The 26,485-nt window shown below is 67.3% G+C and carries 22 protein-coding genes; 6 read left to right on the top strand and 16 right to left on the bottom strand.

Annotation, left to right across the window (positions count from 1 at the left end):
- Nucleotides 1-1,013: 1,013 nt before the first annotated feature.
- Nucleotides 1,014-1,418: a hypothetical protein gene (locus tag M1203_RS31250; protein ID WP_249953191.1), complete on the bottom strand. Its 405-nt coding sequence runs from the start codon at nt 1,416-1,418 to the stop codon at nt 1,014-1,016.
- Between the two features lie 113 nt (nt 1,419-1,531).
- Entirely contained in the window at nt 1,532-6,703 is a 5,172-nt protein-coding gene (locus tag M1203_RS31245) for a DUF6531 domain-containing protein (protein ID WP_249953190.1), read from the bottom strand.
- Between the two features lie 947 nt (nt 6,704-7,650).
- On the opposite strand from M1203_RS31245, the gene M1203_RS31240 reads away from it, so the two are divergent.
- Complete coding sequence (locus M1203_RS31240; protein WP_249953189.1) at nt 7,651-8,061, top strand: hypothetical protein; 411 nt, start codon at nt 7,651-7,653, stop codon at nt 8,059-8,061.
- Nucleotides 8,062-8,077: 16 nt separating this feature from the next.
- Here M1203_RS31240 and M1203_RS31235 read toward each other — a convergent pair whose 3' ends face one another.
- The 3 genes from M1203_RS31235 to M1203_RS31225 form a co-directional block, all read right to left on the bottom strand.
- On the bottom strand, nt 8,078-8,419 hold the full coding sequence (locus M1203_RS31235; protein WP_308404938.1) for a Rid family hydrolase: 342 nt from the start codon (nt 8,417-8,419) through the stop codon (nt 8,078-8,080).
- Nucleotides 8,420-8,605: 186 nt separating this feature from the next.
- Complete coding sequence (locus tag M1203_RS31230) at nt 8,606-9,160, bottom strand: GNAT family N-acetyltransferase (RefSeq protein ID WP_249953187.1); 555 nt, start codon at nt 9,158-9,160, stop codon at nt 8,606-8,608.
- Entirely contained in the window at nt 9,157-10,392 is a 1,236-nt protein-coding gene (locus M1203_RS31225; protein ID WP_249953186.1) for a Tat pathway signal protein, read from the bottom strand. Before M1203_RS31225 ends, M1203_RS31230 begins: the two co-directional genes overlap by 4 nt.
- Before the next feature lie 401 nt (nt 10,393-10,793).
- Here M1203_RS31225 and M1203_RS31220 point away from each other — a divergent pair, with 401 nt between their 5' ends.
- The 3 genes from M1203_RS31220 to M1203_RS31210 all read left to right on the top strand — a co-directional run bounded on the left by M1203_RS31220 (nt 10,794) and on the right by M1203_RS31210 (nt 12,465).
- Nucleotides 10,794-11,219 carry an ATP-binding protein gene (locus M1203_RS31220; RefSeq protein ID WP_249953185.1) on the top strand — a complete coding sequence of 142 codons (426 nt, stop codon included), beginning with the start codon at nt 10,794-10,796 and terminating at the stop codon, nt 11,217-11,219.
- Nucleotides 11,219-11,701, top strand: coding sequence for a hypothetical protein (locus M1203_RS31215; RefSeq protein ID WP_249953184.1), 483 nt, complete (start codon nt 11,219-11,221; stop codon nt 11,699-11,701). The genes M1203_RS31220 and M1203_RS31215 overlap by 1 nt, the downstream gene beginning before the upstream one ends.
- Before the next feature lie 305 nt (nt 11,702-12,006).
- The gene (locus tag M1203_RS31210; RefSeq protein ID WP_249953273.1) at nt 12,007-12,465 is read left to right on the top strand and encodes a LuxR C-terminal-related transcriptional regulator; all 459 of its coding nucleotides are present in this window, start codon (nt 12,007-12,009) and stop codon (nt 12,463-12,465) included.
- Between the two features lie 189 nt (nt 12,466-12,654).
- On the opposite strand, the gene M1203_RS31205 is transcribed toward M1203_RS31210, so the two are convergent.
- From M1203_RS31205 to M1203_RS38860, 5 genes are all read right to left on the bottom strand, one after another.
- The gene (locus M1203_RS31205) at nt 12,655-13,659 is read right to left on the bottom strand and encodes an NAD(P)H-dependent glycerol-3-phosphate dehydrogenase (protein WP_249953183.1); all 1,005 of its coding nucleotides are present in this window, start codon (nt 13,657-13,659) and stop codon (nt 12,655-12,657) included.
- Between the two features lie 24 nt (nt 13,660-13,683).
- Nucleotides 13,684-14,526, bottom strand: coding sequence for a class I SAM-dependent methyltransferase (locus M1203_RS31200; RefSeq protein ID WP_249953182.1), 843 nt, complete (start codon nt 14,524-14,526; stop codon nt 13,684-13,686).
- On the bottom strand, nt 14,519-15,670 hold the full coding sequence (locus tag M1203_RS31195) for a YcaO-like family protein (protein ID WP_249953181.1): 1,152 nt from the start codon (nt 15,668-15,670) through the stop codon (nt 14,519-14,521). Before M1203_RS31195 ends, M1203_RS31200 begins: the two co-directional genes overlap by 8 nt.
- Nucleotides 15,667-16,863 (bottom strand): TfuA-like protein, encoded by a 1,197-nt coding sequence (locus M1203_RS31190; RefSeq protein ID WP_249953180.1) that lies wholly within the window; start codon nt 16,861-16,863, stop codon nt 15,667-15,669. The genes M1203_RS31195 and M1203_RS31190 overlap by 4 nt, the downstream gene beginning before the upstream one ends.
- Before the next feature lie 77 nt (nt 16,864-16,940).
- Complete coding sequence (locus tag M1203_RS38860; protein WP_283959234.1) at nt 16,941-17,075, bottom strand: hypothetical protein; 135 nt, start codon at nt 17,073-17,075, stop codon at nt 16,941-16,943.
- Between the two features lie 280 nt (nt 17,076-17,355).
- Here M1203_RS38860 and M1203_RS31185 point away from each other — a divergent pair, with 280 nt between their 5' ends.
- Both M1203_RS31185 and M1203_RS31180 read left to right on the top strand, forming a co-directional pair.
- Entirely contained in the window at nt 17,356-18,723 is a 1,368-nt protein-coding gene (locus M1203_RS31185) for a transcriptional regulator (protein WP_249953179.1), read from the top strand.
- Between the two features lie 156 nt (nt 18,724-18,879).
- Nucleotides 18,880-19,524, top strand: coding sequence for an HAD family phosphatase (locus tag M1203_RS31180; protein ID WP_249953178.1), 645 nt, complete (start codon nt 18,880-18,882; stop codon nt 19,522-19,524).
- A gap of 234 nt (nt 19,525-19,758) precedes the next feature.
- On the opposite strand, the gene M1203_RS31175 is transcribed toward M1203_RS31180, so the two are convergent.
- From M1203_RS31175 to M1203_RS31150, 6 genes are all read right to left on the bottom strand, one after another.
- Entirely contained in the window at nt 19,759-20,847 is a 1,089-nt protein-coding gene (locus tag M1203_RS31175) for an ImmA/IrrE family metallo-endopeptidase (RefSeq protein ID WP_249953177.1), read from the bottom strand.
- A gap of 67 nt (nt 20,848-20,914) precedes the next feature.
- Nucleotides 20,915-21,523 (bottom strand): hypothetical protein, encoded by a 609-nt coding sequence (locus tag M1203_RS31170; protein ID WP_249953176.1) that lies wholly within the window; start codon nt 21,521-21,523, stop codon nt 20,915-20,917.
- A 1,259-nt stretch (nt 21,524-22,782) separates the two neighbouring features.
- Nucleotides 22,783-23,583 carry an ABC transporter ATP-binding protein gene (locus M1203_RS31165; protein ID WP_249953175.1) on the bottom strand — a complete coding sequence of 267 codons (801 nt, stop codon included), beginning with the start codon at nt 23,581-23,583 and terminating at the stop codon, nt 22,783-22,785.
- Entirely contained in the window at nt 23,580-24,548 is a 969-nt protein-coding gene (locus M1203_RS31160; RefSeq protein ID WP_249953272.1) for an iron ABC transporter permease, read from the bottom strand. Before M1203_RS31160 ends, M1203_RS31165 begins: the two co-directional genes overlap by 4 nt.
- A gap of 56 nt (nt 24,549-24,604) precedes the next feature.
- Nucleotides 24,605-25,651, bottom strand: a complete 1,047-nt coding sequence (locus tag M1203_RS31155; protein ID WP_249953174.1) for an ABC transporter substrate-binding protein — start codon at nt 25,649-25,651, stop codon at nt 24,605-24,607.
- An 83-nt stretch (nt 25,652-25,734) separates the two neighbouring features.
- Entirely contained in the window at nt 25,735-26,412 is a 678-nt protein-coding gene (locus M1203_RS31150; RefSeq protein WP_249953173.1) for a sigma-70 family RNA polymerase sigma factor, read from the bottom strand.
- Nucleotides 26,413-26,485: the final 73 nt, after the last annotated feature.

The raw sequence follows: 26,485 nt of genomic DNA, 5'->3' as shown, positions 1-26,485 counted from the left end.
GCAAAGTCGGTCTCAGAATTCGAGAACGTATCCGAATGTATGCTCGACAGGGCGCCGAAGTGCGGTTCGTTGCTCCTGTTGACCGCCAGATGTCGTGCACAAGTGGTGCGCGGTCCTCGGATTGGACTAGACAACAAGGAAGCCCCGGGCCGGTGGCCTGGGGCTTTTGTGTGGAGCGGGTGACGAGAATCGAACTCGCGCTCTGAGCTTGGGAATCAACGGCGCTCTGGAGTGCCGCAGCGCTCTGACCAGGGACTACTTGGGTCTGCGAGCTGTACTGGAGCCGGTTGGATTGACCGTTTCTGACCCTGGTGTACCGCACTGAAGGGCTGGGACGGGGCTGGGTTGCGATGGGACGGCTACGAAGACGACTCGGGTGGCCTTGGCCTACGCGATGAGAGACTTCGAGCCCATGGCGACAGGGGCGTATGCGCACGCGAAGGATTCGGAGTCCCGTTCACTCGCGCGGACCAGCACGCTTTCCAGCTGTTCGTCTGGGGATTCGGGCGGGTTCATTACTGTCCTGGCCTGCGACGGAGCTACTCGCAGGCCGTCCTCCGGACCTGGCACGCATCCTGATGTGAGGCATCGTCGGGCTCCACGAAGTGCGTGGAGTACCGCTCCAGTGGAGGGCGGAGTTCGGGGCAGGCTCAGCCGACCATGGCCAACTCGGCCCAAGACAGAGTCGGTCCCGCCGCCCAGAGGCCGAGCACGCCCGAGAGCTCATCTGTCGGAGACGGCGGCGGGCGCTGAGGTCAGGGCCTTGCCGTGCCCTCCGGACTGCTCACGGGTCGACTACAGGGTGGGTCCGCAGAAGAGTGTTCCACCTTGAAGTCCGATCTCCCCGGGCGGTCGACCTACGACCCGTACGGCACTCGCGTCCTCAACACCACTACCAGCAGCACCCCCACCAGTAATCCCTCGGACGGGCGGCGCGTCGTCGGCCCTTGCAGGACAGCCTGTTCCGGTGGCCGAACCGGCCAAGCGGATCCCGGATCCAGAAATCTGACTGCTCAGCCCTGTGCGCGGAGAGACATGAAGAAATCGTCGATCTCCATGACTTCTTCATCAGTGAGAGGAGGCACGATCCATTTCACCCTCGCGCCGTGTTCCATGAATGCGGAAGGAAGGCGCGTGCCGTAGGTCTCCACGTACTCGGCTGTGTCGCGACGCCAGTAGTAGGTGCCGTCGCTGTGAAGGGCGGATCCGCCCATTACGGAGAATTTCTGACCCAAGACGTCCTCTGTGTGTCCCATGAGGGCGATAATCACGGGTGCCGCTCTCAGATATTCCGCAACGCGTGCGCGTTCGTGTACGGGTATCTGACCGGAGAGTTCCTTGATTTCCTCCGCGTTGCGGCTGAAGCGGGACTGGCCGGAGATACTGCCGAACAAGCCGAGGGGGGTGACTTGGCGCATGCGACGTCCTCCTGGTCGGGCTGCTGACGGCGTTGGATATGATCACGTTAGCGCATGAGGGTGCGCCAGGGCCCCCGGTCCTGGCGCACCCTCCGGACTACTTCTGGGCTGGTTTACTTCGGGTCGCCCAGGCTGCCCTCAGGCCATTCGCGGACCTTGCCGGTCCGTCGATCGAGGTCCACCTGATGGCCGCTCGCGTTTCTCACCTCCACGCCACCGAGCGCCTCGGAGAGTTCGCCTGCGGCCTTGCAGGCGCCGTGGCAGGTGACCAGCTGGATGGGACCCCCATCGTAGTACGGATTCTCTCTGACCAAATCAGCGATTTGCTGCGGGTGGGTTATCTTGCCGTCGACGATGAATTCTCCCTGTTCATTGCCGTGAACAATGACGTCGTGCCCGTAGTTCCCCTTCGACCGCAGAAGATTCTGGATCGTGTTTGCATCGTCGCCGATCGCCGTGGCAGTCCTCGTGTAGCGGACGCTTCCGCCGGCCCAGGTGAACGACGCGGCAGGCGGAACCCCCATCACGGTTGCTCCAGCCGCACCGCGAGGAGCCACCGCTGCCCGTCGCCAGCCGGTCAGTCCCCCGATGCCGGTGAGGGCGATCTGTTGGCTGAGTTCGTCGGCGGCTTTGGCGTATTGGTCGGCAAGGGCCTCGCAGCCTTGTTGGCGGAGCATGTCTTCGGCGCGGTAGAGGCGGTAGGCGGGGCGTACGGGGAGGTATTTGTCGACGAAGCCGCCGGCGCCGCCGTTTTCGCCGGTGAACGCGTCGTGTGCGTCCTGGAGGAACACGTACGGGGACGTGAAGACGTCGACGAAGGCGTCGCCGAAGATGCCGAGTGCTTCGCCGATGCTGTCGACGCGTTCGTTGTTGGGGTCGTCGGGTGTCAGGCCGCTGGGGTCGGTCAGGAGGGTGGGGACGTTGTCGGCGTACGCGTACGGCGAGATCCCCGGGGTCGACTGGTCGCGGGTCGCGGGGTCGGGGCTCGTGAAGCGGCCGGTGGCGGTGTTGTACTGGCGGGCGTGGAGGTCGAGGTTGCCGGTGGTGGTCTCGTAGCGGGCGCCGGTGTATGAGGGGGTGCTGGTGGGGGCGCCGCTGGTGGTGGTGTTGAGGACGCGGGTGCCGTACGGGTCGTAGGCCCAGCGCTGGTGGAGGGTGCCGGTGCTGCTGGTGACGTCGACCGGTGAGCCCTGGGTGTCGTGGTGGTAGTAGAAGAGGGCCCCGGTGCCGGTCTTGGTGGCGGTGGGCTGCCCGAGCGGGTCGTAGCGGTAGGACTGCTTGATCGCCCAGGCGCTGTCGTACTCGGTGGCAAGGATCGGCTGGGGTGCGTTGGGGTCCCACTGGGTGCGGTTGGTGACGGTGCCAGCCTCGGCGGTGGCGACCTGGTTGCCGCTGGCGTCGTGGTCGTAGGTGTAGGAGGCGCCGGCGACGGTGGCGGCGGATATCTGTCCGGCCAGGTCGTAGGTGTAGGTGTCGGTGCCCGCCTTGGTCTGGTTGCCCTCGGTGTCGTAGCCGTAGGCGGTGGTCGTGGTGCCGGTAGTGGTCGAGGTGAGCTGGTCGGCCGCGTCGTAGACGTAGCTGGTGGAGGCGGTACCGAGGGTGGAGGTGAGGCGGTTGCCGACCTTGTCGTAGGTGTAGGACGTGGTGCGGCTCGCCGCGCAGCCGGTAACCCAGGGCTGGGTGTAGCAGCCGGAGGTGAGGCGGCCGGCCGCGTCGTAGGTCTGGTCATAGCCACCGGTGCCGACACCGGCCCGGGTGACGTCGACGTGGGAGGGCAGACCTGCGGCGGAGAGGGTGAGAGCGGTCTTGGTTACCGTGGCGCCCGCTTTGGCGGAGGCGACGGCTGTCAGGCGGCCCGCCCGGTCGTAGGTGCGGTCCTCGGTCTCGGTGTTGGGCAGCGCCGACTTGGTCAGGTTGCCGACTGCGTCCCAGGTGTAAGTGGTGGTCTTGCTGTCGGCCGCCATCGTGGAGGTGCGGCCGTCGTTGTCGTAGGTGTAGGTGAGGGTGTTGCCGTCGGAGTATTTGCGGGTGAGCATCTGTCCGGCGGCATCGTAGGTGTAGGCGAAGCCGCGTGTCTTGGTGAGGTTGCCTACGGCGTCGTAGACGAAGTCCTCGGATATCTTGGAGTTGGCGCGGGCAGTCATGCGCCCGGCGTCGTCGTAGCCGAACGTCACGTCGGGCGTGGTGTCCGAGTAGTCAACCTTGGTGGGGAGTCCCCGCTGGTCGAACGAGTAAGTGGTGGATCCCCGGGGCGTGGTCGTTTTGACGAGGTTGTTGTCGGCGTCGTAGCTGTAGGTCGTCTCTCGTTTCAGCGGGTCGGTGACCGAGGTGAGACGGTGTGCGGAGTCATAGCCGTACGTGGTGACGTGGTCGTTGGCGTCGGTGCGCTGGGTGACATTGCCGACTTTGTCGTAGCCGTAGGTGGTGACGGCGCCGCCGGGTGCGGTGACCTTGCTCAGCTGGTCGAGGTTGTTATAGCCGTAGGTGGTGGTGCGCTTGTCGGCGTCCGTCTGCTTGACGACGTTGTTCACCGCGTCGTAGGCGGTGGCGGTCACGCCGCCGAGTGGGTCGGTGACGGTCGTGGGGTTGCCCGCCGGGTCGTAGCCATAGGTGGTCGTGTACTGGGCGGGGTTGGCGCCGGTGGCGTTGCCTCGGGGGTCGACCGCGGTGGCTCGGCGGCCGTCGTCGTCGTAGGTCCAGCTCGCCTTGTTGCCGAGCGGTGAGGTGCTGCTGAGCAGGTTGCCGTCGGCGTCGTACGCGTAGGAGGTGGTCTTGCTCAGCTGGTTGGTGCTGCTGGTGAGCCGATTGTTCTTGTCGTAGACGGAGGTGAGCGTCTTGCTTGCGGCGTCGGTGGTCTTGGTGACGTTGTCGTTGGCGTCGTAGGTGTACCCGGTGGTGTGGGTCAGTGGGTCGGCGACCACGAGGGGTCGGTTGATCGCGTCATACGTCGTGGTGGTGGACGCACCGGTGGGACCGGTGACCTTGGTCTGGTTACCAGCGGCGTCGTAGGTGTAGCTCGTGGTGTAGGCGGCCGGGTCGGTGCCGGAGACGTTGCCGCGCGGCGAGACGGTGGTGAGCAGGCGGCCCACCTTGTCGTAGGTGTAGGTGGTCTTGTTGCCGGCCGCGTCGGTCTCGGAGGCGAGTCGCCCGCTCGCGTCGTAGGTGCGGGTGGCGGACTTGCCGGACGGATCGGTGGTCCGGGTCGGGTGTCCGGCGTCGTCGTAGCCGAACGTGGTGATGTCGCCCGCCGGATTTCGCGCGGACGTCAACTGCTCGGCACCGTTGTACTCGTAGGCCGTGGTGTTGCCCAGCGGATCGGTGGCCGAGCTGAGGAGACCACGCCCGTCATAGGTGTACGTCGTGGTGTAAGGAGCCGGGTCGGCTCCCGCGACGTTGCCGCGTGGGTCCGTCTTGGACAGGATCCGGCCGGCCTTGTCATAGGTGAACGTGGTCTTCTCGCCGAGCGTGGTGGTGACCGATGCCCGGTTGCCTGCCGTGTCGTAGCCGTAGGTGGTGACCTTGCCGCGCGGGGTCTTCACGGTGGCGAGGGCACCGAGCGTGGTGTAGGTGTAGGCGGTTGCGCCGCCCATCGGGTCCGTGGTCAAGGTCAGCTGGTTCGACGTGTTGTACGCGTACGTCGTCTTGTTGAGACGGCCGTCGGTGTGGCTGGTGATGTTGCCCGAGGTGTCGTAGGTCCAGCTCTCCGAGTAGCCGAGGGCCGACGGCGCGCTGCGGGTGAGCATCCGCCCGGCGCTGTCGTACGTCATCTCCGTGGTGTTGCCGCGCTGGTCGGTGATGGAGATGGGCCGCAGATAGCGGTCGTAGTCGTAGCTGATGCTCTCGCCGTACGGGTCGATCGTCTCCATCAGGACGTTGGCGGCGTACACGTCGGTCCACACCCCGCCGTCGGGGGCCGTGGTGTGCGCCGAACCGGTGCTGCTGTCCCAGGTGAATGTGGTGGTCTTGCCGTTCTGGTCCGTCTGCGACGTGACGCGGCCCGCGCTGTCGTAGGTGTTGGCGACCTTGCCACCCGCCGGGTCGGTGTACGAGGAAAGCCGCTTGTCCGCGCCGTACGCGTAGGAGGACGTCTTCCCGGCCGGGTCGGTCACCGAGGCCAGCAGACCATCGGTATAGCCGTACGACACCGAGGTGCCGTCCGGCAGGCTCACCTTGGACAGCAGTCCGTCGGTGCCGGTGGTGAAGGTGGTCGTGCGGTCGGCTGCGTCCTTGACGGCAGCGAGCTTGCCGGACGCGTACGTCAGGCTCAGCCCCTTGCCGGCCGTGTCGACCACAGAGGTCAGCAGCCCCCCGCTGTCGAAGGTCCGTCTGGTGTGGTCCGGCGTGGTGAGCGTATAGGTGCTCGTGCCCTTGACCAGCTTGGCCGTTGAACCCGCCGGAGCTGTGTACGTGCCGTCACTGGCCTGTGTGAACACGAACGACGCCCCGTCGTCCGCCCGGTACGTCACCTTCCCCGTCGCTACGGTCAGCCCCGCATCGAAGGGCGTCGCCCACCCGCGCCCCAGCAAACCGGTGGCAGATGAGTCCGAACGGTAGGTCCGCTCCAGGGCCAGGGGCACGCCGGGACCCACCAACGAGGCGTCCGTGAGCTGCTCGTAGAACATGCCGGTCGCCGTGTTGACCGGGTCGGCACGGTTCGCCTGCGCGTAGCAGGAGCAGATGCCCGCCTGGGCACCTGGGATGTCCGGGGTGTAGAACGCCTCGATCAGCGGAGAGGTGGTGCCGTAGGGGTCCCACGTACCGTCCGTACCCTTGGTGTAAATCCATGCGTAATACTTCTTACCATCCTCAAGTGGGCCATCCAGCGCGGTGTTAGCCCACCAGAAGCATTGGTCGACAGGGAGCTGACTGGCCGGCCACCAGCCGTAGCACCAGGCCCCGCTGTCCATGATCCCCTTGCCAGCCGGGTCGTAGGTGGCCTTGTCGATCTCCCAGTCGTGAACGATCTTCCCGGCCTCGTCCAGGATGAATATCCACAATCCGGAGTAGTTCGCACCGGTGCCCGAGGCGAACTGTAGGTGCCCGCCAATGAAGAAGCTGCCGGGCCACACCCCGTTAGAGATTGATACCCATTTCGGGCCGACGGTGGCGGCCGCCGAGAAGGGCGTCGCCTCACTGTTCGCCGCCGGGCCCTTCTTGGGCTGCGCGTTGGGACGGCTGTGCGGCTTCTCGGTCGGCTCCGTGCCTGGCGAGCGCGCATAGTTGCGCATGGGCGAGAGCTCGTCCCGCTCCTGCGCTACCTGCTTGCGCCGCTCAGTCAGGGTCATGGCCTCGGGTGGTTCAGGTATGTCCGCAGCCGTCCGGGCCTCAGCCTGGGCGATGTTCGACGAAGCCGTGGACGGCGGCCGGTCTCGGGGCGACGCCCAGGACGGGACGACACCCGCTATCGCAAGGAGAGCCAGGGCCAGGACGGCCGTGAGAAGTCTTCGCGTCTGTGTGCGCATCGTGAATCACCTGTAGGGCAGCAGTGAATAGAGCCTCGGTGATGTTGATCCACGAAGTATTCGATCTAACGCGCGGTGAGGTACACGACTGGATTACGGCGGAGACTTAAGGGCGACTCCGCTGCATACTTCCTGGTAACGCGACCAGAAGAGGTCGACCAGCCAACCAACTTGGCGTGATTGCGCTCATGCGTACGCCATGGCGTACATGAACTCGCCACCGCCGACGAGCCAACGACATGAAACGGCCCGGTGGCTGGAGAGGAGGCCCGCTCTCGGACGGGCGCCTTACCCCTATGCCCGGCGTCTTAATCAGTTCGCGACAGACGAAGCCGGCGGCACGTCCGCCTTCGACGTCTTCGTCTGCAAAGAAACATTGACTGGCATCGACGACGCCGATCCAGCCCGGAATCGACAATGCGCGGCGCGGGTTGTGGCAGCCCAGCGGGTGGCTGTTCATACGGTCGGGTGAGTGCTGCTGTACCCGCTCCGAGCGAGGCAACTGAGACCACCCATGTCGAAGGGCCCCACCGCGTCTTCGAGCAGTTGCAGGCCCAGGCCGACGTGAAGGGACTGATCATCTAGGTCATCTCGGCGGACTCCACGGTTGCCCGCGCCCACCAGCACGCGGCCGGTGCCCGCAAAAAGGGGATCAGCAGGTCGAGCCGCCCGGCGGCGTCTTCTCCGAGCCTGACGACAACGGGCTTGGACGCTCCCGGGACGGGCTGACCACCAAGATCCACCTCGCGGTCGAGCAGGCCCAGAAGCCGATGTCGCTGGTGATCACGGCCGGGCAGCGCGGCGACTTTTCCCCAGTTTCAGGTCGTCCCGGGCCGCATCCGGGTCCCCCGGCCCGGGCAGGGACACCCGGGCAGCCGGCCGGACAAGGTCCGCGCGGACAAAGCGTACGGCTCCCGCGCGAACCGCGCCTACCTGCGCCGACGCCGCATCCGCTGCACGATCCCGGAGAAGCGCCCGCCCAGACAGCCAACCGCAAGAAACGCGGCTCCCGCGGGGGCCGACTGCCGACGTTCGACAAGGACGACTACAAGAAGCGCCACGCGGTGGAGTGCGGGATCAATCGCCTCAAGCGCCACCGCGCGGTGGCCACGAGGTACGACAAACTTGCCGTCCGCTACGAAGCGACCGTGCTGGTCGCGGCCATCAACGAGTTGATGTGACCAGCACTTTCGGACGTCAGTCGAGTACGGCGTCAATCTCCACTTCGACAAGCCAGTCGGGATCGATGAAGCGTGAGACCTCAACGAAGGTGCAGGCTGGCCGGACAGACGCGAATCGCTCTCCGTGTGCTCGTGCAGCTTCCTTCCAACGACTCACGTCCGTGAGCATGATGCGGGTCCGCACGACGTCTCCCGGTGAGGCCCCCGCTGCCTTCAGTGCCGCCTCGGCAATGTCGAGGTACCTTACGGTTTGGGCATAGACGCCGCCTTGCCCCACGGTCGTTCCGTCGTCGCCGATGGGGGCAGTGCCAGCAACCGCGATGTGCACGCCTCTGCGGATTGCCCGGGAAAATCCAATCTGGGGTTCAAGCGGTGAGCCAGAACTGACCGTCTGCCGAACAACATCCTTCGCACCATGCTCTCAGATCACGGCACTTTCGAAACACGCCCTACATCCAGTGCGAATTGTTGATCTACCCAGTGGGTTCGTCGGTGAGTGGAAGAGGCAGTTTGAACGCGCCACTTCACGAACGAGTCCCGGCCCTTATGGCAGTGGGCGGAGCATGGTCGCGTAGACCGGGGCGTCGGGGAATGGCTGCTGATCACCGATGTACTTATATCCCCACTGTTCGTAGAGCGCCTGCACCTTCGGATGGCTCGGCTCCACCAGGAGCGTCACCCGCTCCTCCGGGCGGTTGGCGAGGAGTGCTTCGTGGATGTGGTGGGCGTTGCCGGTCTTCCGCCACGGCTGGCGGACCATCAGCTCGAACAGCGCGAGTGTGCGCCTGCCGCCTGTCTCATCGATGTCTTCCTTGGGCAGTGGGCTGAGCATTCCCGCCCACCACCTCGACCCTTCAGGCAGGGCGGAGCCGTATGCGTAACCGATGGCCTCGCCGCCGTCGTACCCGACGACGACTTCCCAGCCGGGGCGGGAGACGTGCCCGTCCAGGCGCTCCTGGAAGCGTTCCACGGAGAAGAAGGGGTCGGAGAGCCGGTCTGCGTAGACCTCTGCGTAGACCTCGGCGAGCGTGGTGCGTACACCGTCGTCGAGTTCGTTCGGGCCGTAGTGGCGCAGGGTTACGGTGCCGTGGGGGTTCACGGGTGTCTCCTCGGTGAGGTGGCGGTGCGGTCGTTCCATTCGCGAGTGGTCCTCGCATGCGGGGCCTGGTTGTTGAGGTGCCGGGTGAAAGTGCTCAGCAGATGAGGAATGCGGCCGGTCGGGGTGGATCCCGGCGGCGGCATCACCGCGGCGGCGGTGGAACAGGCTTGGTCGATGTCCCCCTGGCCGAGCTGGGCGAAGGCGACGTGGACGGTGTAGTACGCGCGGTTGCGGCGCTGGTCGTCGCGGAGGTCGGACAGGCAGCGGTGCAGGTGGAACTCAGCCTTCTCTGCGTTTCCCAGGCGTAGATGGGTGATGCCGGTCAGACCGTCCAGTTCGCCCCGAGTGTAGAAGTCCATGGACGCCGGCCGGAACGCTTCCGGGTCAGCGCGGGTGAACGCGCGGCTCGCGTGGTCCAGAGCGTGCTGGGCGCGGGAGTGCTCGCCCAGCGCCGGGAGAGACAGAGCCAGTCGAGCGTGGGTGAGCGAGGCGTATCGGGGGTCGCTGCGGTGAACGGAGGTGCCCATGGCTGCTTCCGAGGCGGCGACCGCGTCGGCCCACCGTCCGCGCTGTCCGGCGAGCATGGATGCGTAGCGCCAGATCTGGTGCTGTGCCTGCCCGTCGCCGGACAGCCCGGCGAGAGTGATGGCCTTCTCCATGTGCCGCTGTGCGTCTCCGAGTCGGCGGGAGTCCGTGGCGGCCCACATCGCTGTTGCGGTGAAGGTGGCGGCCAGCGCGTAGAGACGGCTGCGGATACGGGTGGTGGCACTGCCGTTCTGCTGGAGTTCCATGGCATGCGCGCTCAGAGCCACCGCACGGGTTTCCAGCTCGGGGCCACCACCGTTCTGGTCGTCCAGCAGCCACAGTTCCGCGAGCTTGTCCCGAAGCCGCTGCACGTCGCCCGCGCCGACGGTGAGTCGGGTCGAGGGAATGGCGGACAGGGCCGTTCCGGTGGTCGCGGCTATAAATGCTCGGCGATGCACAGGATCCTCCGACGATCGCGCTGCCAGGGCCGGGTCCTTGCCCCGACGAACGAACCCTAAGTCCGTCGCGGCCAGCCCGGTGATCTGCTCCAGCGCGGCCCGTGTAGCCGACTTGGGCCATCGCACACGTCCAGCCTTCCAGCCGCGAACGTCGGAGCCGTCGAGCCCGCCCATCTTGCCGGTCAGCTCGCCGATGACCTGATTGACCTTCTCAGCCAGGGCGTTGGAACTCATCTGGTGCTCAGACATCCATGCACTGAGCGCGTCATTCCGTGTGCTGCTCACCACTTCACGGTAGGCCGAGACGAGCGAGCAAAGGTAAAGAGAATGTCAAATCCCCCTAGGGGATGTGCCGCGAGAAGTTGTTGATCCCCCTAACCAAGGGACGTTGAGGTGGCGTTAAGTCGCGGTACGGCTTCACTCCGTGCCGACGCGACAGGCGTTCACGGGCGGAGTGCGGCGCCACCCACGATCACGAGGCACGCCATGACTCGTACTGATCAGGAGAAGACGCGGCCCGACCCGCCAGGCCGGGAACGCGGGAAGAGCGGCCGTCACGCGGTGCGCCAGTCCCTGCGCCCCGGCTTGGCACTTGGTGTGTTGGGGGCTTTACCGCCCCTGGCAATCCTCGCCCCCCACATTGGCCCCCGATGAGCCCCGCCAGCGCCGTCGCGCCGCCCGCTGCACAGCTGAGGACGGGCGTCTTCGAGGTGGCCATGGCACCGGACCCGGCTCGCGTCGCCCAGATACGGCGCATCACCGTCGCCCACATGCGACTGTGGGCCGTCCCCGCCACGTTGGCGGAGGACGTACGGCTTGTCGTCTCCGAACTGGTCACCAACGCGGTCGAGCACGGCCACGGGACCGTGAGCCTGCGGATGCGGCACACCGGCAGCCACCTCCACATCGAGGTCACCGACGCCAACCCGACACCCGCCCAGTTATGTGCTGCTGCGGATGACGACGTGTGCGGACGCGGTCTGTTCCTCGTTGACGCTCTCTCTGGGAACTGGGGTGTCAGCAACGGCGGCACCACCACCTGGGCCACCTTCCACGTCCCCGAGGGAGGGGTGTGATGGTCGCTGTCGATGAAGCCACCGCCGCCGAACTGCTGGGGCGACCGGACACCTCCAAGGACGAGGCGAAGCGCCGCCTCGTCTATCTCCTGTCCCGCTCTCTCGCTGACGAGGGGATCAGCGATGACCTGATCGACACGCTCGAAGAGGTGCTCGCCGACCGGCCCGGACGCCCAGCCCGCAGCTGGCGGCTCGATGACCTGGCGATCCGCCTCGGGCTCCCCGCGTGTCGTCAGCAGCCCCCCGAGGTCGTGCCGCTGAGCTGCGAGGACGCGGCGCGGATCAACGACCGGTTCCGGCGGGCCACCCGTCAGCTCGTGCAGGTGGTCCCGCACCGCGTCGCGATGTACCCCACCGAGGAACTGCGCCACCTGCTTGCTCTGCGCGACGAACAGCCAGACCCCGACGAGGCGCTGTGGTATCTGCGCCGGTACGCCCTGGCGATTCTCGCGCTCTTGGACCTGATGGGAGACGACGCATGACGCCTCCTGTCGCAGATGTCGGGCCGCTTCCCCTCGCGGCTCGACGCTCCGCCCGGCGCTGGGAGAACACGGCTCCGTATGTCCCTCACGGGGAGCCGAAGCGCCTCAGCGCCGGGCGGACACCCAACCGCTCCGCCCTCGCTCTCTTCGTCGCGCTCGCCCTCGTGACGCTGCGCCGGGCGCGACACCGACGGCGACCGGCACTCGTCATACACCGCCTGGTGGCCGCCGACGAGCTGCGGTTCGCCGCATGGTGCCAGCGGATCGATCGTTCACACGCACTGAGGAGTTGAGCAGTGACCACCATGATCGTCACGAGGGTCTTCCTCGCGCCCCGAGAGCGGCAGGTGCTTGAGGGCCTGGCCGCCGGCAACACGCTTGCCGTGGTCGCGCAGGACCTCAAGATCCGCGAAGGGACCGCTGCCAGCTACCTGAGGCAGGCGAAGACCAAGCTGCATCGCGTGAGTGAAACCCCCGCTGCCATCGCTGTCGGCTACGCCACGAGGGCCATCCCGCACCCGCCGTTGCTCGACCCCGGAACGCTGTACCTGCCGCGCGAACAGCGCGCCCTTGTCCCGCTGATCGCGCGGGGCATGGGGCTCGCGCATATGGCCACGGAGCTGAACCGGCCGGTCAACGACGTACGCGCGGATGGCCGTGAACTCCTCACGAAACTCGGTGCCCGCAACCGGAACCACCTGATCCCCCGGGCGTGGCAGGTCGAGATCCTCACCACGGACCAGGTGGCGACATGGCTCCGCTGACCCCCACCGTGTCCGATGCGGCCGAGATCGCGCGCCTGTCCGCCGCGCATCTTCCCTTCGAGGGCGCGAGCTGGGCGACCTGCCTCGGCGCCGGGCTTGATCGTGGGGAAGGGCTTCCCGGCGAACGCGGGAAAGCCGGTGGTCAGCCCTGTGCTCGTACCGCTGTCCCGGCAGGGCGGCGCGTGGGGTTCAGTGAAGCTCGGGTTTCGCTGAGCGTGACATGAGTTCTTTGATGGCCTGTTGTAGTGGTGTGCCGCCGTGGACGATGCCGACAACGGTCTCGGTCAGTGGCATGTCTACGCCGTGGCGTCGTGCGAGGTCGAGGACGGACCGGCAGGAGGTGACGCCTTCGGCAGTCTGCTTGGTGACTGCGGCGGTTTCGGCGAGGGTGAGGCCGCGGCCGAGGTTGGCGCCGAAGGTGTGGTTGCGGGACAGGGGTGAGGAGCAGGTGGCGACGAGGTCGCCCATGCCGGCGAGTCCGGCGAGGGTCTGGGGGCCGGCGCCCATTGCCTGGGCGAGGCGGGTGGTTTCGGCCAGGCCCCGGGTGATGAGTGCGGCCTGCGTGTTCTTGCCGAGGCCGTGGCCGTCGGCGATGCCTACGGCCAGGGCGATGACGTTCTTGACCGCGCCGCCGAGTTCGCAGCCGATGACGTCGGTGGTGGTGTATGGGCGGAAGTACGGGGTGTGGCAGGCGGCTTGGAGGCGTTCGGCGACGTCCTTGTCCGCGCATGCCACGACGCTGGCGGCGGGCTGTCGGCGGATGATCTCGCCTGCGAGGTTGGGGCCGGTGACGACCGCGATCCGCTCTGGCCCGGCTCCTGTGATGTCGGCGATGACTTCGCTCATCAGCGAGGCCGTGCTGAGCTCGACGCCTTTCATCAGGGAGACGAGGACGGTGTCGTGCGCGAGGAGGGGTGCCCAGGTCGTCAGGTTGGCCCGCAGGGTCTGCGCGGTGACGCTGAGGACAGCGAAGTCAGCGTTCTCGGCGGCCTGTGCCGCGTCGGCCGTCGCCGTGATCCCGCTCGGGAGGGTCACGCCGGGCAGATAGTCGGGATTGCTGCGGGTGCTGTTGATGGCGTCGACGAGTTCGGCACGCCGCCCCCACAGCGACACTTCACACCCGGCGTCGGCGAGGATCATGGAGAAAGCGGTGCCCCAGGATCCGGCCCCGTAGACGGCCACACGAGTCGGCATCGGCCGGTGCACCTACCTTTCGTTTCATGCCCCGGAACGGCTCTGTCGTGCCGTGGCGCTTGAGGGTGCGTCCTCAATACTGGGCCGCCTCAGCGTAACGGTGACGGAGCGTCGATTTCCGAGTGCCGGTGCATGTGTGCGGGCCTCGGTGAGCATGCTTTCGGCCTGCTGGTCGCCGAGGTGGCGGCGCAGGTCCGCTTCGTGTCCGGTCCACAGTTGGTAGAGGCGGTGCCACATCGCCGGTTCGCCTGGTCGCTCTTCCTCCGATTCCAGCTCCAGGCCGGCCGCCGCGGCCCGGTGCGACCACGGCGGGGCGACGGGGTTTGTGTGGCGGCCGCCGGAGGTGAGGACAGCCCGGCTGCCGGGGCGTAACACCCGGCGCATCTCTCTGAGCGTGCCCATCCGGTCGGGGGCGAATCCCAGGGCGTCGATGCAGACGATGCCGTCGGCCTGCGCGTCGGGGAGGCCGGTCGCCTCCAGGGTCGCGACGCGGAAGGCGGCCTGTCCGGGCGGTACGAATGCGGGAGTTCGTCGGGTGGCCAGGGCGATTGCCGTCGGTGAGATGTCGATGCCGACCAGGTGCACGGACAGTGCGCGGGCCAGCCACAGCCCTGCGCCTCCGGTGCCGCATCCCAGGTCGATGAGCCGCTGGCCGGGGCGCAGCCGCAGTCGGCTGATCAGGGTCCCGAGCAGGGGCCAGTCGCATGAGCTGGAGGCTTCCAGCTCATGTGGGTAGGCGTCGCCCATGGCTTCGGCGTAGAGCTGTGCGACCAGGGTGGTCGAGGCTCTGGCCGTGTGGAAGGCGTCGTATACGGCTGCGAGCTGCTGCTCGGTCGCGGTCTGGTGGCTCCGGTGGCTCTCACCCATGGTGGTTGCCTGGGCGGGGGATGGAGCGGATGATGCGCATTTCCAGTCCGGGGCTGATGACCTTCGCTCCGGCGTAGGCGTCGGACTGGTGCAGGGTGACGGCGATCGGCTCGTGGCCGGTGACGGAGGCGATCCGGGCGGCCACTGACGCCGTTTCCTGGGTGAAGTCCGGCTCGGCCGGCCCGTAGTGGCTGATGAGGGTGTTCCAGTCGGCGGTGCCCGGCCAGGCCGGTTCGGGGGACGGAGGGCGGGCGGCGAAGGCGTTCTCGTGGGAGTCGAGGTCGTCGCGGGTGCCGGCGATGCAGGTCAGCCGGGACTGGGCGGCTTCGGTGAGGGCTCGGGAGAGCGCGATGTGCGGATCGCGGTGGCATCCAGATCCGGCGAAGAGGACCGGATAGTCCTCCGACCAGATGTAGGCCGCGCACACGGGGAGCTGGTGGTCACTGTCCACGAGCGCTATCTCCAGGAACATGCCGGCAGCCTGGAACCGGCCGATCAGCTCCCGGCAGTACGGGTCGTCCACGCTCTGCGGGTCGACCAGGGTGCGGCGGCGTCCCCCGCTTGCGTAGTCGCAGTGCAGGACGTCCCGCTCGACGACCTCGAACAGCCCGTGCAGGATCGCTTCCTCCAGAGTGTTTCCACAGGCCAGGCCGTTGCTCGTGACATGGAAAGGCTCCGGCTGCGATACATCGCGCCGTACGCGGCGCCGGACCAGGTCGGCGGGGACCGGGATGTCCTGACCGCTGAGCAGACCCGCGCCCGTAACCCAGTCCAGCTCGATGTCCTTGAGGCTTTCGTGATGGAGCTTCACCGGCAGGAGAGCCATCGGGTAGGGCGGTTCGAGGGCGCGGTAGGAGCCGCGTACTGGTGCTGTCGCCGGGAGCTGCTCGGCGTGCCACAGTTCCGCGCCCTCCAGCACGGCCGAGATCTTGGCCAGCTCGTCGCTCGCGCCTTTGCCCTGGGAGGTGACGAGGGTGTGCGAGTGCGGGCGGATCGCCGTCCACACCGGGATACCGAGGTGATCGAGACCCGTGAGGCACGCCACGCGGGAGATACCGAGGTGCTCCAGCTCCGGTTCCAGAGCCCGCCACGTTTCCCCCGGGGGCCTGGTGCGCACCGTGCCGTCGAGGACAATCCGGCTCACCGTCCCACCTCCTGATCGTGTAAAAACCCCAGTACGAACACCTTGACCGCGTCCACCGCATCGCGGTCGCCCTGGAATCCACGGGCCCAGGACTCGTCCTCCAGTGCGTCATCCGTCTGCGTGGACCAGAGTGAGGCGAGGAGCCTGCGGGCCAGGCTGTTCTTGATGGCGTCCGGGAAGAAGCCCTGGTGCGATCGGGCCGTCTCCTCGTTGCGCGCGACATACCGGGCGATGGCGGTCCGGTCGGCCGGTGTCTCGCGCACCAACAGCCGGGCCACCGTGTCCTGGTCCGTCAGGTCTGTCTCCGGACGGATCACCGCGCAGGCCAGCGAGCGGGGCAAACCCGCCGCGCCGGACGCGGCCGTGCTGAGGTAGTCCCACCACAGCTCTTTGAACTGCGGGTCGAAGAGCTGCTGATAGGTGATCCGGTGACGTGTCGCCAGCTTGACCCCCTCGACGGTCTGTACGGCGAACATGTTGGCCCACGCGCGGAAATGGCGGGTCCGCCAAACCAGCGCGGACGGCGGCGACGCGGGCGTGCCGGCGAGGGACAGTGCGGTCTTCAGCGCCCGCAAAGCGTCGGCCCGTTTGAGATCGCCGAAGTGCCGGTCCTCAGCCACGCGCGCGGTGAGCCACCGGGCGAACTCCTCGGCTCCGCACCGACGGCTGATGACCAGGACGGCCGTCAGTGACCGGTGCGGGTAGTAGACGCCCCGCAGTTCCCCGAGGACCTCCGCGGACGCGTCCGGTGTGATGACTCCGGCTGCCGCTGCGAGCTTCAGCACGTGGCGGAGATTGACCAGGGGCCAGGTCACCGAACGCATATCAGCATCGGCCGACTGCCCGACGGCGACTTCATCGTCCCCCTGGATCCTTCCGGCGGCGTAGGCGTCGTAGATCTCGCCCACTCCGACCATTCCGCACGGTGCCAGCTCAGCCGCGCGCAGGGCGCCGATGCTCGCGGCGCCGACGACGCGCACGCCCTTGCCGAGAGCCCAGATGATCTCTTTGTGCCGGACGGCGGGCGTGTGGTGGTAGACGCCGTCGATGATGACCACGCTGTCCGCTGCGGCGATACCGGTGTCGAACAGGTCACCGTGCCGGATGGGGAGCCGTGGGGCGAACCGGGGATCGGACAGTACCGGGTCGTCCGGGCTGAGCGTCGGCCCGGTGAATACGTGGATCAACCGCACCTTCTCCTTTGGCTTTGAGTACGAGGGGGTGCCCTGCGCCGATGGCTGCACAGCACCCCCTCGCCCCCATCAGCGGGTCAGAACGTGTAGCACTCTTCCTGCTCGACGTCCTCGGACCGAACGACCGCGGACGGCTCGATCACCTCCATGACGTCCGTCTCGCCCTCCTGGACGCTGCTCTGGGCAGCCGCCTGCGACTTCGAGATCTCCATCTCTCATCCTCCTCAGGTGTAGCGGGCTGAATGCGCCCCTGGTGGGGCACACGGTGCACGGCAGCCGCCCCGTGAACGGAGCGGCTTGCCGTGCATCACACATCGTCAGCCCGGGGCACGGGCCGAGGGAACGGCCTCCTGTCTGCCTCTGGTTGCGCCCGTCTGCCTCCGATTGCCTTCTCGTGCAGGCACCTTGACCGGCTCCACGAGAGGGGCAGGACACTGGGAACGGTGGGTACACATGTAGCTCCGCCCGCCATAAATAGGGGGAGGACCGCGCGTGGCCGCAGCCGTGGACGACGGGGCCGGGGGCCTCCTGCAATTGGTGTTGGATCAGGAACGCTGCGACGGCAATACGTTCGCCCGCCGCCTGGCGGCCCACCACCAGCGTCTCGGCCTCGGAACCATGGCCTGCCGCCCGGAGAAAATCTCCCGGTGGAAGAAGGGCCGTAGCCGGCCGGACCGCCGCGCCACCATCGCCATGGCCGACATGCTCGGCGTCCCCCTCGACCAGGTCCACGCGCTGGGCTGGCCCCACTGGTTACGGCTCGCGCTCAGAGACGACCGTGCGCTGCTCGCCTCCCCATGGACACCATCCGGAACCGTCCAGGCACTGGAACTCGTAGGAGGGTCCGCCGACATGGAACGCAGGGAATTCGTGATCACCGGCGGCACGCTGGCCGCCCTACTGGCGAACTGGGCCGCCGCCTCACCGGCGACCGCCGTCCTCTCCTCCCACCGGCGCCCCCTGATCAACGACCACACCCCCCGGCTCATCGAGGACCGCCTCGCCACCCTCAGACACCTGGACGACCAGATCGGATCGGGCCAGACCTATGCCCTCGCCTGCGCCGAACGCCGGATGATCACCCACACCCTCAAGAACACCTCCTACAGCGCCACCACCGGCCGCCGCCTGTTCGCCGCCGCCGCCGAAGCATCACGTATCTCAGGCTGGTGCGCCGTCGATTCCGGCCACCCCGCGCAGGCGCAACGCCACTACCTGGCCGCCTTGCGCTCCGCCGGGAGCGCGGCCGACCCCGTTGTTACCGCCAACACCCTCGGCTTCTGGGCCATGCTCCGCTACAGCACAGGTGACCCCGAAGGCGCGCTTCAACTCGTCGACGCTGCCCACCGTCACGCCGTCCGAGCCGACTCGCTCAGGATGACCGCGGTACTCCACGCACGTGCCTCCCGCGCCCACGCACGCGCCGGAAACACCCTGGCCAGCCAGCGGGCCGAACACGCTATGTTCGACACCTACGAACGCGTCGGCCCACCGGACGACGAACCCGCATGCGTGTACTGGATCAACCGCGACGAACTCCACGGCTGGGCCGCCACCAACGCCCTCGACCTCCGCGACCCCCGCCGCGCCCTCACCCACCACGCCGCCATCGCCACCGCCCACCAGGTCGGCACACACGACCAGCCCCCGCCGCGCACAGCCGCTCTACGCCTCACCCGCGAGGCCGACGCGCATCTCGCGCTCGGAGACATCGACGCCGCCGTACACACCGCCAACCGGGCAATACAAACCCTCGGCGGCGTCACCTCCTCCCGCGGAACCAGCCTCCTCACGGGACTCAAAAGCAAGCTCGCCGCACATACGACCCCCCTCGTGAGGGACTTCCTGGAAAGAACCTGACCAGTCGGCATACGGCGTGAGAAGCAAAGTCTGTTTCCTGTTAGAGCAGCCCGGAGCAAAGCGGTACCGAGATGCTGGTGTCTCTCTACCGGGAGGGCACCCAACGGTCTGTCTGCCGTTGCGGTGGCTGGGCCGCTTCAGCATCACCAAATCCACATGGAGGATGAATTGCCCGCCCCATACCGTGGCCTGATTCTCGACTTCGGTGGCGTTTTGACCACTCGCATGAGGCTGAACGGCGAGGCGTTCGAGAGGTCCGAGGGACTGAGCCCGGGTGCCTACTTCCACGCGCTCGGCCAGCACCCGGAGGGCGTCGCGATCTACTCGGCGCTGGAAGTCGGGGAGGCCACGCAAGAAGACTGGAACCGTGTCATCGGAGGCATCCTCGGCATTGACCCGACGGACCTGATGCGGCGCGCACTCGCCAACCTCCACCCGGAACCTCAGATCGTCGAGGCAGCCCAGCGCGCCCGCGCGGCGGGAATCAAGGTCGCCATCCTCAGCAACTCGTTCGGCATCGAGCCGTACAACCCGTACGAGGACAAGGGGATGTGGCGCGACTTCTTCGACGCAGTGATCTTGTCGGAGCTGGAGGGTGTACGGAAGCCGTCGCCGACCATCTACCAGCGTGCGCTGGAGGCTCTGGAGCTTGAGGGTCCGGAGTGCGTGTTCGTCGACGATCACGCTGAGAACCTGCCTCCGGCCGAGGCCCTGGGTATCCAAACCATTCACCACACCACCGACCCCGCGGCTACCGCGGCGCTCCTGGATTCCCTGCTCCGCGATCGCACCCCCGCCTGACCGGCGCCGCCGAGGAAACGGAGACCTACGTGCAAGACGCCATGCCCTTCAAGCACTCGGCCGGCCCAGTGCCGCGCAGTCGGCACGCAAGTGGGCCCGCCGCACTGTTCTTTTACGGAACGCGGGTGGATCAAGTCTAAGCCGGTGGAGCGGGTGTGGTTGGTGTCCTGCCTACTTTGGAAGCTCCCCGGGGCGGGCCACTGCACGGCCGCGCGGTGTGTGCGGACGTGGCCCTCAGGGGACGATGGACAGACTGCGCTTTGCAGGAGCCGTCACGTGTCGGGCCTCACCGTCGAAGGTGGTGAGGGTGAGCCCGAAGAGGAGCCGGTTCATCTCCTCACTGGTGAGCCCGAGTTCTGCCGCGACGGACCAGGGGCGAACGCGCTTCGAACGCAGCGCGGTGAAGACTTTCGTCAGTACCTGCGACGTTTCGCGCTGGCCCATGCCCTGCGGCTCGTTGGACCGGTACCCCAACCGGCTCAGCTCGGCGCATGTGGACCGGTACTGCCAGTCGGAGAGCAGGCCCAGATCGTGGATGCGGTAGGTCAGGGCCATGGCGGAGACATTCCAGATCTTCTTGCCGTGAAGGATCTGGTCGACGTGCGCGCCCGACGGCATATGCCCCAAAACGCTCGCTCGCGGCATCAGGAACGCGGAGGCGAACTCGTTCGCTTGCCGTTCGGCCTCGGGCCCTGAGCAGGCATGCTCGCTACCGTGCATGACGAGATGGCCCAGTTCGTGGGCTGCGTCGAAGCGGCCACGCTCGGCTGACTTGAGCGTATTGAGGAACACGAACGGAACGCCGTCGCGCCAAACCGCGAATGCGTCGACTTCGGCGTGGTCGGGATCCAGTGAGAACACCCGAACCCCATGTGCCTCCAGAAGGTGCACCATGTTGGGTGCCGGCGCTTCTCCCAGGCCCCAGCGGGTGCGGACCATGCCAGCGGCTGTCTCCGGGTCGGGTTTGCCCAGTGAGGGCACGTTCACTGCTGGGAGGTGGAATCTTTCATCGATCCACTCGTACAGCATCGCGCCCAACGTGCCGGCGGCCCGAGCGGCTTCGAGGACTCTCGCCGACGTCTTGCTGCGCGCCCGCCAGGAGATACCTTCGGCGGGGAGCTCGTCCAGCGCCGGGCCCTCGAAGAAGGCGGCAGGAAAGTCCAGCGCCGAGGCGATCTTGTTGAGAGTGTCAGGACGTGGTGCGGTGCGTCCCGTCTCGTAGTTCGACAGGCTCTGCAGTGACACCCCAGCCAGGTCCGACAGCTCAGCGAGGGTGAGGCCCCTGCGCTTGCGGGCCAGCGTGATACGTGACGGGGTAACCATGTGGGGCTGCCTCAGTTATTGGCGGTGCACGGTGGGGCGACAGGGTTCGCCGCCCCACCGACGGGCCTCAGCGGAAGTCGACGGGGATGTCGATCTCTCCAGGCCCATCATCGTTCACGGGTTCGATTCCGTCCATCACCAGGGTGGGAAGCGGAATCCGTCTACCCCATTCGACCACGAAGCCGTCCTCGAACCTCTTTGGCTGCGACAGTTCGCAGTCGATCCGCACAGTGTCGCCGATCTTGGTGCGGTAGGACAGCAGGAACCACGTCTTGAGGGCGTAAGCCTCTTCTTCACTCAACGCAACCCCGTCAGGACCGGCACCGGCTACGAACAGAGCCGTCTGTACGTGCGAGGTACCTTCACCGGCATTGGCGCGAGTGACCATGTCGGTGGCGGGTCCGCGTCGGCGTGCGTTCTTCGGGAACAGGCTTGCCTGTCCCGTGGCGGCGTCGCCGATCATCACGCCCATCGCGACCGACCGGTCCGCGTTGCAGACAAGCTCCAGGCGACCGTGGATGAGCCGGGCCCACCCCTCCTTCTCGATGTGGAACTCGCGGATGGTCCGCACGTGCGCCTCGTAGGCCCGTCGGCCCGCCGTTCCCGTCGGGTCATTGGGGACGGCGGTGCGCCTCGCAGCCTCGCCCGCGCGCAGTACGTTGTGCAGGAACTCCAACCTGGTCCCCAGGCCGCCCAACTGGGCCCGTACGTCATCGGGTTCAGGGGACGGCTTCGCGAGGGACAGGACCAAGGGAACCTCCGGGAGTCGATAGCAGGCTTATAAAGACTCTACCGCAAACGAGGATTGAGTTTTATAAGACCCTCCAGGGTCCGTGATTTGGGAAGGCCCGTACAGCTCGTGCCGACGAGTGCAACTGGGACGCAGAAGTGGCCTGTCTGCGGCAGTTGTTCGCAAGGGAGAGGGCGGAAGGGACTGCTCCCTTCGACTGCAAGAGTTTCCCCCGAGATGATCTCCTTGCCCGCGGGGCCGCGTACCCGTACAGGCCGGCAGCGATCCGGCCGACAACGGTGTCCGGCTTCTATGGTCCGCCTCCTGCCGTGTCGCTGTTGCTGTGTGAGCTCGTGCGGCGCGTGCTCGGGCGATCGGGGCAGGGCGTTGGGGGAGGCGGTGGCTTCGCCAGGTGAGGACCTGCGCGTGGAGCGTGCGTCATCCACTGCTCGCTTGTCGACTGCTTGCTGCAGTTGGTGCTCCGGGGTGTGGCCCTGCGGCTTCGGCGTTGGTGAGCGCGGCGGCGAGGGATGCCCGGTGGCGGTTGGTGAGGATTTCTGGGTGGACGTTTCCGCCTCTTGAGTGGTGCGCAAGTGGTGCGAGAGGCCATGAGCGGTCTAGACAACAATGATCCCCGGGCCACTGGCCTGGGGCTTTCTCACGGAGCGGGTGACAAGAATCGAACTCGCGCTCTGAGCTTGGGAATCACAGGTGCTTTGTTTGCTTCCTTGCAGGTCAGCGACTTAAGTAGCTGTTGTGTGTGAGTTGTGGAGCAGCCGTCACGTGCTTCGATTGGCCGTGGTCTACCGCCTCTGCTGGTGCGGCGGTAGTGACGAGACACCGGGGGGACGCTCCGTCGTCGTGTTCGCCAAGCGGAACTACGGGCTGCGGGCGCCCGTCGAAGGGGAGCTGAACCATGCGCGGTTCATTGAATTCAGCGCCCAGACCCGGGTGAGCGGTGTCGACCTTCGCTGGGAGAACGGTGCCGCCTGCCTCATTCGCAAGGGCGCCGCCGCCCAGGTGATCCAGTGGGTGAAGACAAGTGGCGGGCTCGTACCGCCGAGGCCCGACGGTTCACCGACTCGATCTCCGCCTCGGGCGACAACCTGCTGACGGCGCGGGCCATCACGGACGCGCCTGGCAGGGACCAGGCGCGCCGTCCTGCAGGCGGGTTCGGCACTGCTGCGTACCTTGGCTCCCCGCGGTTATCGAGCCGCCGTCCCCGTGGGCCGGTCCGCGTTGAGAGGCTGTGCCGCATAGGTGATGCGTACGACGCCGTCGGGATGGCGGTCCGCACTGGCGGCCACGCCGAAGACATCGGCCAGGATCCGGGAAGTGAGAACGTCGAGGACCTCTCCCGCCGCTACCACGGCTCCTTCGTTGAGGACGATGATCCGGTCGCAGAGCCGGGCCGCGAGGTCGAGGTCGTGCAGTACGGCGAGCGTCGTGGTGCCGGTGGACCGGATCAGTTCCAGGAGCTCGAAACGGGCCCGGATGTCCAGGTGGTTGGTGAGTTCGTCGAGAACGAGGACGTCCGGGCGCTGGGCCAGGGCGCGGGCCAGGAGCACACGTTGGCGTTCGCCGCCGGACAGGGAGGCGAAGTCCCGGTCGGCGAGGAGGTGTGCACCGCATCTCCGGAGGGAGTCGTCCACAGCCTGGTGGTCGTCGGCGCTGTCCCGGCCGAGGAGGCCGTGATGGGGGGTGCGGCCGAGGGCGACGATCTCGGTGACGCTCAGCCCCGACACGTTGCCGCCGTCCTGCAGGACGGCGGCGGTCCGGCGTGCGGCGTCCCGGGAGGAGAGTGTCCAGACGTCGTCGCCGCCGACGCGGACGACGCCGGTTCTGGGGCGCAGGGAGCGGTAGACGGCGCGCAGGAGTGTCGACTTGCCGCTGCCGTTCGGACCGACGAGGCCGACAACCGTGCCCGGCGGCACGTCCAGGGTCACATCACGCAGGATCGGCTGCCGTTCGAGGGTGATGTGGAGCTCTTCGACGGTGAGTCTCATGCGGAGTCCAGTCCTTTGTTGCGGCGCAGCAGCCATAGGAAGAACGGGGCGCCCAGCAGGGCGGTGAGAATGCCGATCGGCAGTTCGTTGGGGCGGTTGAGCGTGCGGGACAGCAGGTCGACGAGGACCAGGTAGATGGCGCCCACCACGGCGGTCAGGGGAATCAGTCTGCGGTGGTCGGCGCCGGTGGCGAGGCGTACGAGATGGGGGATCATCAGGCCGACGAAGCCGATACCTCCCGCGACGGCGATGACCGTGCCCGTGATCAGGGCGGACATCACCAGCAGGAGGCCCCGCAGCCGGTGGACGTCCACGCCGAGCGCTGTCGCGGACTCGTCCCCGGCCAGCAGGGCGTTGAGTCGGCGGCCGAACAGCGAAAGAGCGAGGGCGCCGGCGAGGACGACCGTGGCGACCACGGGCAGCTGATCCCACCTGGCTCCCGAGACGCTTCCGAGCATCCAGAACATGACGGTGCGCAACTCGGTCGGCGTCGCACGCAGTTGGAAGAAGCTCGTGGCCGCGAGGAAGAGGTAGCCGACGGCGACTCCCGAGAGCACCAGCCGGGTTGGTGCCATGCGTCCTCTCTTCTGCCCCAGGACGAAGACCAGAGCTCCGGCGGCCAGAGCGCCGACGAAGGCTGCGGAGGAGACGCCGAGCCCTCCCAGTGTCGCGCCGCCGGCCGCGGTGATGGCGAGGACGGCGCCGAGTGACGCTCCGTAGGAGAAGCCGAGAACGGTCGGATCCGCGAGCGGATTGGATACCACCGCCTGGAGGATCACGCCGGCGATCGCGAGCCCGGTGCCGACCAGCGCGGCCAGTACGACACGGGGCGTGCGGAAGCTCCACACGATCTGGTCCGTGGCGGGATCGCCCGTCGCGCCGCCACCTGTCAGATGACGGAGGATGATGTGCCACACCTCCGCGACCGGGATGGTGACCGCCCCGATACTGACGCCCACCACCATCACCAGGGCGAGCAGGGCCAGGAGCACCGTCAGCAGGAGCGGCAGGGGAAGCCGGTTCAGAACGCGTCGGGGTGAAGCTTCCTTGCCAGCTTGTCGACCGCCAGGTCGTTGCTCGGCCCGAGGTACATCGAGTCCGACAGGATGGTGTACGTGTTGTTCTTGGCGGCCGGCCACTGGGGGAACTCCTTGAGCAGTTTCTTGGCGTACGCCTCGGGGGCGGGGTCGTTGTAGCTGATGACGACGAGCTCGTCGACGGCGGTGGCGGCCACCTTCTCCTTGCTCAGGTCGACGAAGGTGGTCCTGGAGGAGTTCGCGAAGGCGTTGGAGCCGCCGGCCTTGGTGAGGATGTCGTTGATGATGCCGTTGGCGACGACCGCGCTGAAGTCGTTGCCGCCCATGGCCATGTTCGAGAAGAGCACCATCACGTTGGGCTTGTCCTCGCCCGCGATCTTGGCGGAGATCGTGTCGACGCGTTTCTCGGACTCGGCGATCAGCTTCTCCGCCCGGTCGCTCACGCCGAAGATCTTGCCGAGGTCGCGCAGCAGTGTGTAGCTGTCGGCGACGGTCATCTTGGAGGGGTCGTCGTCGCAGCCCTGCGGCGAGATGTAGCTGTTCGCGCTCACCGAGCTGAGGTCGTCGCGGGTGGCGAACCCGTTCTTCGCGTCGAACCCGTAAGAGGTGACGGACAGGACCAGATCGGGACGCAGCCCGAGCATCGCCTCGCGGGGGATGTCGTAGGCGTCGTTCAGCTTGACGTCGCCCGTGGGCAGGGCCTTGATGGCCTCGGCCCGCCCCTCGACCTCGGATTTACCGTACGACTGCTGGTTGGCGATGATCCGATCGCCGAGGCCGAGCGCGAGGAGCGAGGAGACCTCGGCGACGGACATGCCGTTCATGACGACAACACGCTCGGGCGCCTTCGTGAAGGTCTGCTTCTCGCCGCAGTTCTCGACGGTCACCGGGTAGCCCGATCCGGACCCGGCCTGGGCCTCGGGCGACTTGTTGCTCGCCGTTCCCGTCGAGGAGTCGGCGCATCCGGCCGCGAGCAGACAGAGCGCGGTGACCGCGGTGACCGCGATGGCAACCGGTCGTTTCCTGGACATTTTGGCTCCTTGGTGCTGCCTGATCAGATTTTCCGTCCGAGTAGTCGGGGCGGAAGCCTCCGTGGTTCCCCCTCTCCGCCGCATCAGGCCGCCGCACCTGTGAGATCCGGCACGGACGTGCGGTGGGACGTGCCCGTCCCACCGATCGCCGAGCGCTCGGCGGCGGTGAGCATGCCGATCAGATGGCCGCGGGCGCGGGACACCCGGGAGCGGACAGTGCCCACCGGACAGCCGATGGTCTGGGCGGCTTCCTCGTAGGGCAGGCCGACCAGTTGAGTGAGTACGAAGGCGTCGTGCCGTTCCGCCGGGATGGACGCCAGCAGCTCCGCGAGGGCGATACCTTCCTCGAACCCGGGGACGCCCCGCGGTGTGGCCCTCTCGGCCGCGACGCGCCAGTCCACCTCGTCGGAGAGGACCGGCCGGACGGCCGCGTACCGAAGACTGTCGATGAATGATCGTCGGGCGATCGACTGCAGCCAGGTACGGGCGGAGGAACGGCCCTCGAAGCGGGGCAGGCTGCCCAGCGCTCGCAGGAAGGTCTCCTGGGTCAGGTCGTCGGCGGATTGCGGGTCGCCGCTCAGATACGCCAGGTACCGCCAGATGTCGCGGTGCAGGGCGCCGACGAACCGTTCCACGGCGTCGGCGTCACCTTCGCCCGCCGCGAGGGCCCAGTTCGTGATGGTCTCCTCGTCCCCCTGCGGGCGGTCCGGTGTTCGTATGCGGCTGTTTCTCTGTACGGGGCGGGGCAGGGCATGCGTCATCGCCTGATGTCCTTCGTGGATTCCGGGATCGGTCCGGACGCCGCGCGCAAGCGGCTCCGGCCCACTGGTACGG

Origin of the sequence: Streptomyces sp. 35G-GA-8 (assembly GCF_023534745.1) — a bacterium.
Classification (GTDB): Bacteria; Actinomycetota; Actinomycetes; order Streptomycetales; family Streptomycetaceae; genus Streptomyces.
The sequence above is the reverse complement of the archived record's forward strand: the minus strand, read 5'-3'. Positions and strand labels throughout refer to the sequence as shown.

Bases quoted from the DNA above. Each gene is read 5' to 3' on its own strand.
- M1203_RS31160 (WP_249953272.1), bottom strand. From the start codon at position 24,548: ATGGTGGTGGGCGTCAGTATCGGGGCGGTCACCATCCCGGTCGCGGAG.
- M1203_RS31165 (WP_249953175.1), bottom strand. From the start codon at position 23,583: ATGAGACTCACCGTCGAAGAGCTCCACATCACCCTCGAACGGCAGCCG.
- M1203_RS31180 (WP_249953178.1), top strand. From the start codon at position 18,880: ATGGAGGATGAATTGCCCGCCCCATACCGTGGCCTGATTCTCGACTTC.
- M1203_RS31210 (WP_249953273.1), top strand. From the start codon at position 12,007: ATGATCGTCACGAGGGTCTTCCTCGCGCCCCGAGAGCGGCAGGTGCTT.
- M1203_RS31250 (WP_249953191.1), bottom strand. From the start codon at position 1,418: ATGCGCCAAGTCACCCCCCTCGGCTTGTTCGGCAGTATCTCCGGCCAG.
- M1203_RS31150 (WP_249953173.1), bottom strand. From the start codon at position 26,412: ATGACGCATGCCCTGCCCCGCCCCGTACAGAGAAACAGCCGCATACGA.
- M1203_RS31220 (WP_249953185.1), top strand. From the start codon at position 10,794: ATGAGCCCCGCCAGCGCCGTCGCGCCGCCCGCTGCACAGCTGAGGACG.
- M1203_RS31245 (WP_249953190.1), bottom strand. From the start codon at position 6,703: ATGACCCTGACTGAGCGGCGCAAGCAGGTAGCGCAGGAGCGGGACGAG.
- M1203_RS31200 (WP_249953182.1), bottom strand. From the start codon at position 14,526: ATGGGTGAGAGCCACCGGAGCCACCAGACCGCGACCGAGCAGCAGCTC.
- M1203_RS31175 (WP_249953177.1), bottom strand. From the start codon at position 20,847: ATGGTTACCCCGTCACGTATCACGCTGGCCCGCAAGCGCAGGGGCCTC.
- M1203_RS31225 (WP_249953186.1), bottom strand. From the start codon at position 10,392: ATGTCTGAGCACCAGATGAGTTCCAACGCCCTGGCTGAGAAGGTCAAT.
- M1203_RS31155 (WP_249953174.1), bottom strand. From the start codon at position 25,651: ATGTCCAGGAAACGACCGGTTGCCATCGCGGTCACCGCGGTCACCGCG.
- M1203_RS31205 (WP_249953183.1), bottom strand. From the start codon at position 13,659: ATGCCGACTCGTGTGGCCGTCTACGGGGCCGGATCCTGGGGCACCGCT.
- M1203_RS31240 (WP_249953189.1), top strand. From the start codon at position 7,651: ATGTCGCTGGTGATCACGGCCGGGCAGCGCGGCGACTTTTCCCCAGTT.
- M1203_RS31215 (WP_249953184.1), top strand. From the start codon at position 11,219: ATGGTCGCTGTCGATGAAGCCACCGCCGCCGAACTGCTGGGGCGACCG.
- M1203_RS38860 (WP_283959234.1), bottom strand. From the start codon at position 17,075: ATGGAGATCTCGAAGTCGCAGGCGGCTGCCCAGAGCAGCGTCCAGGAG.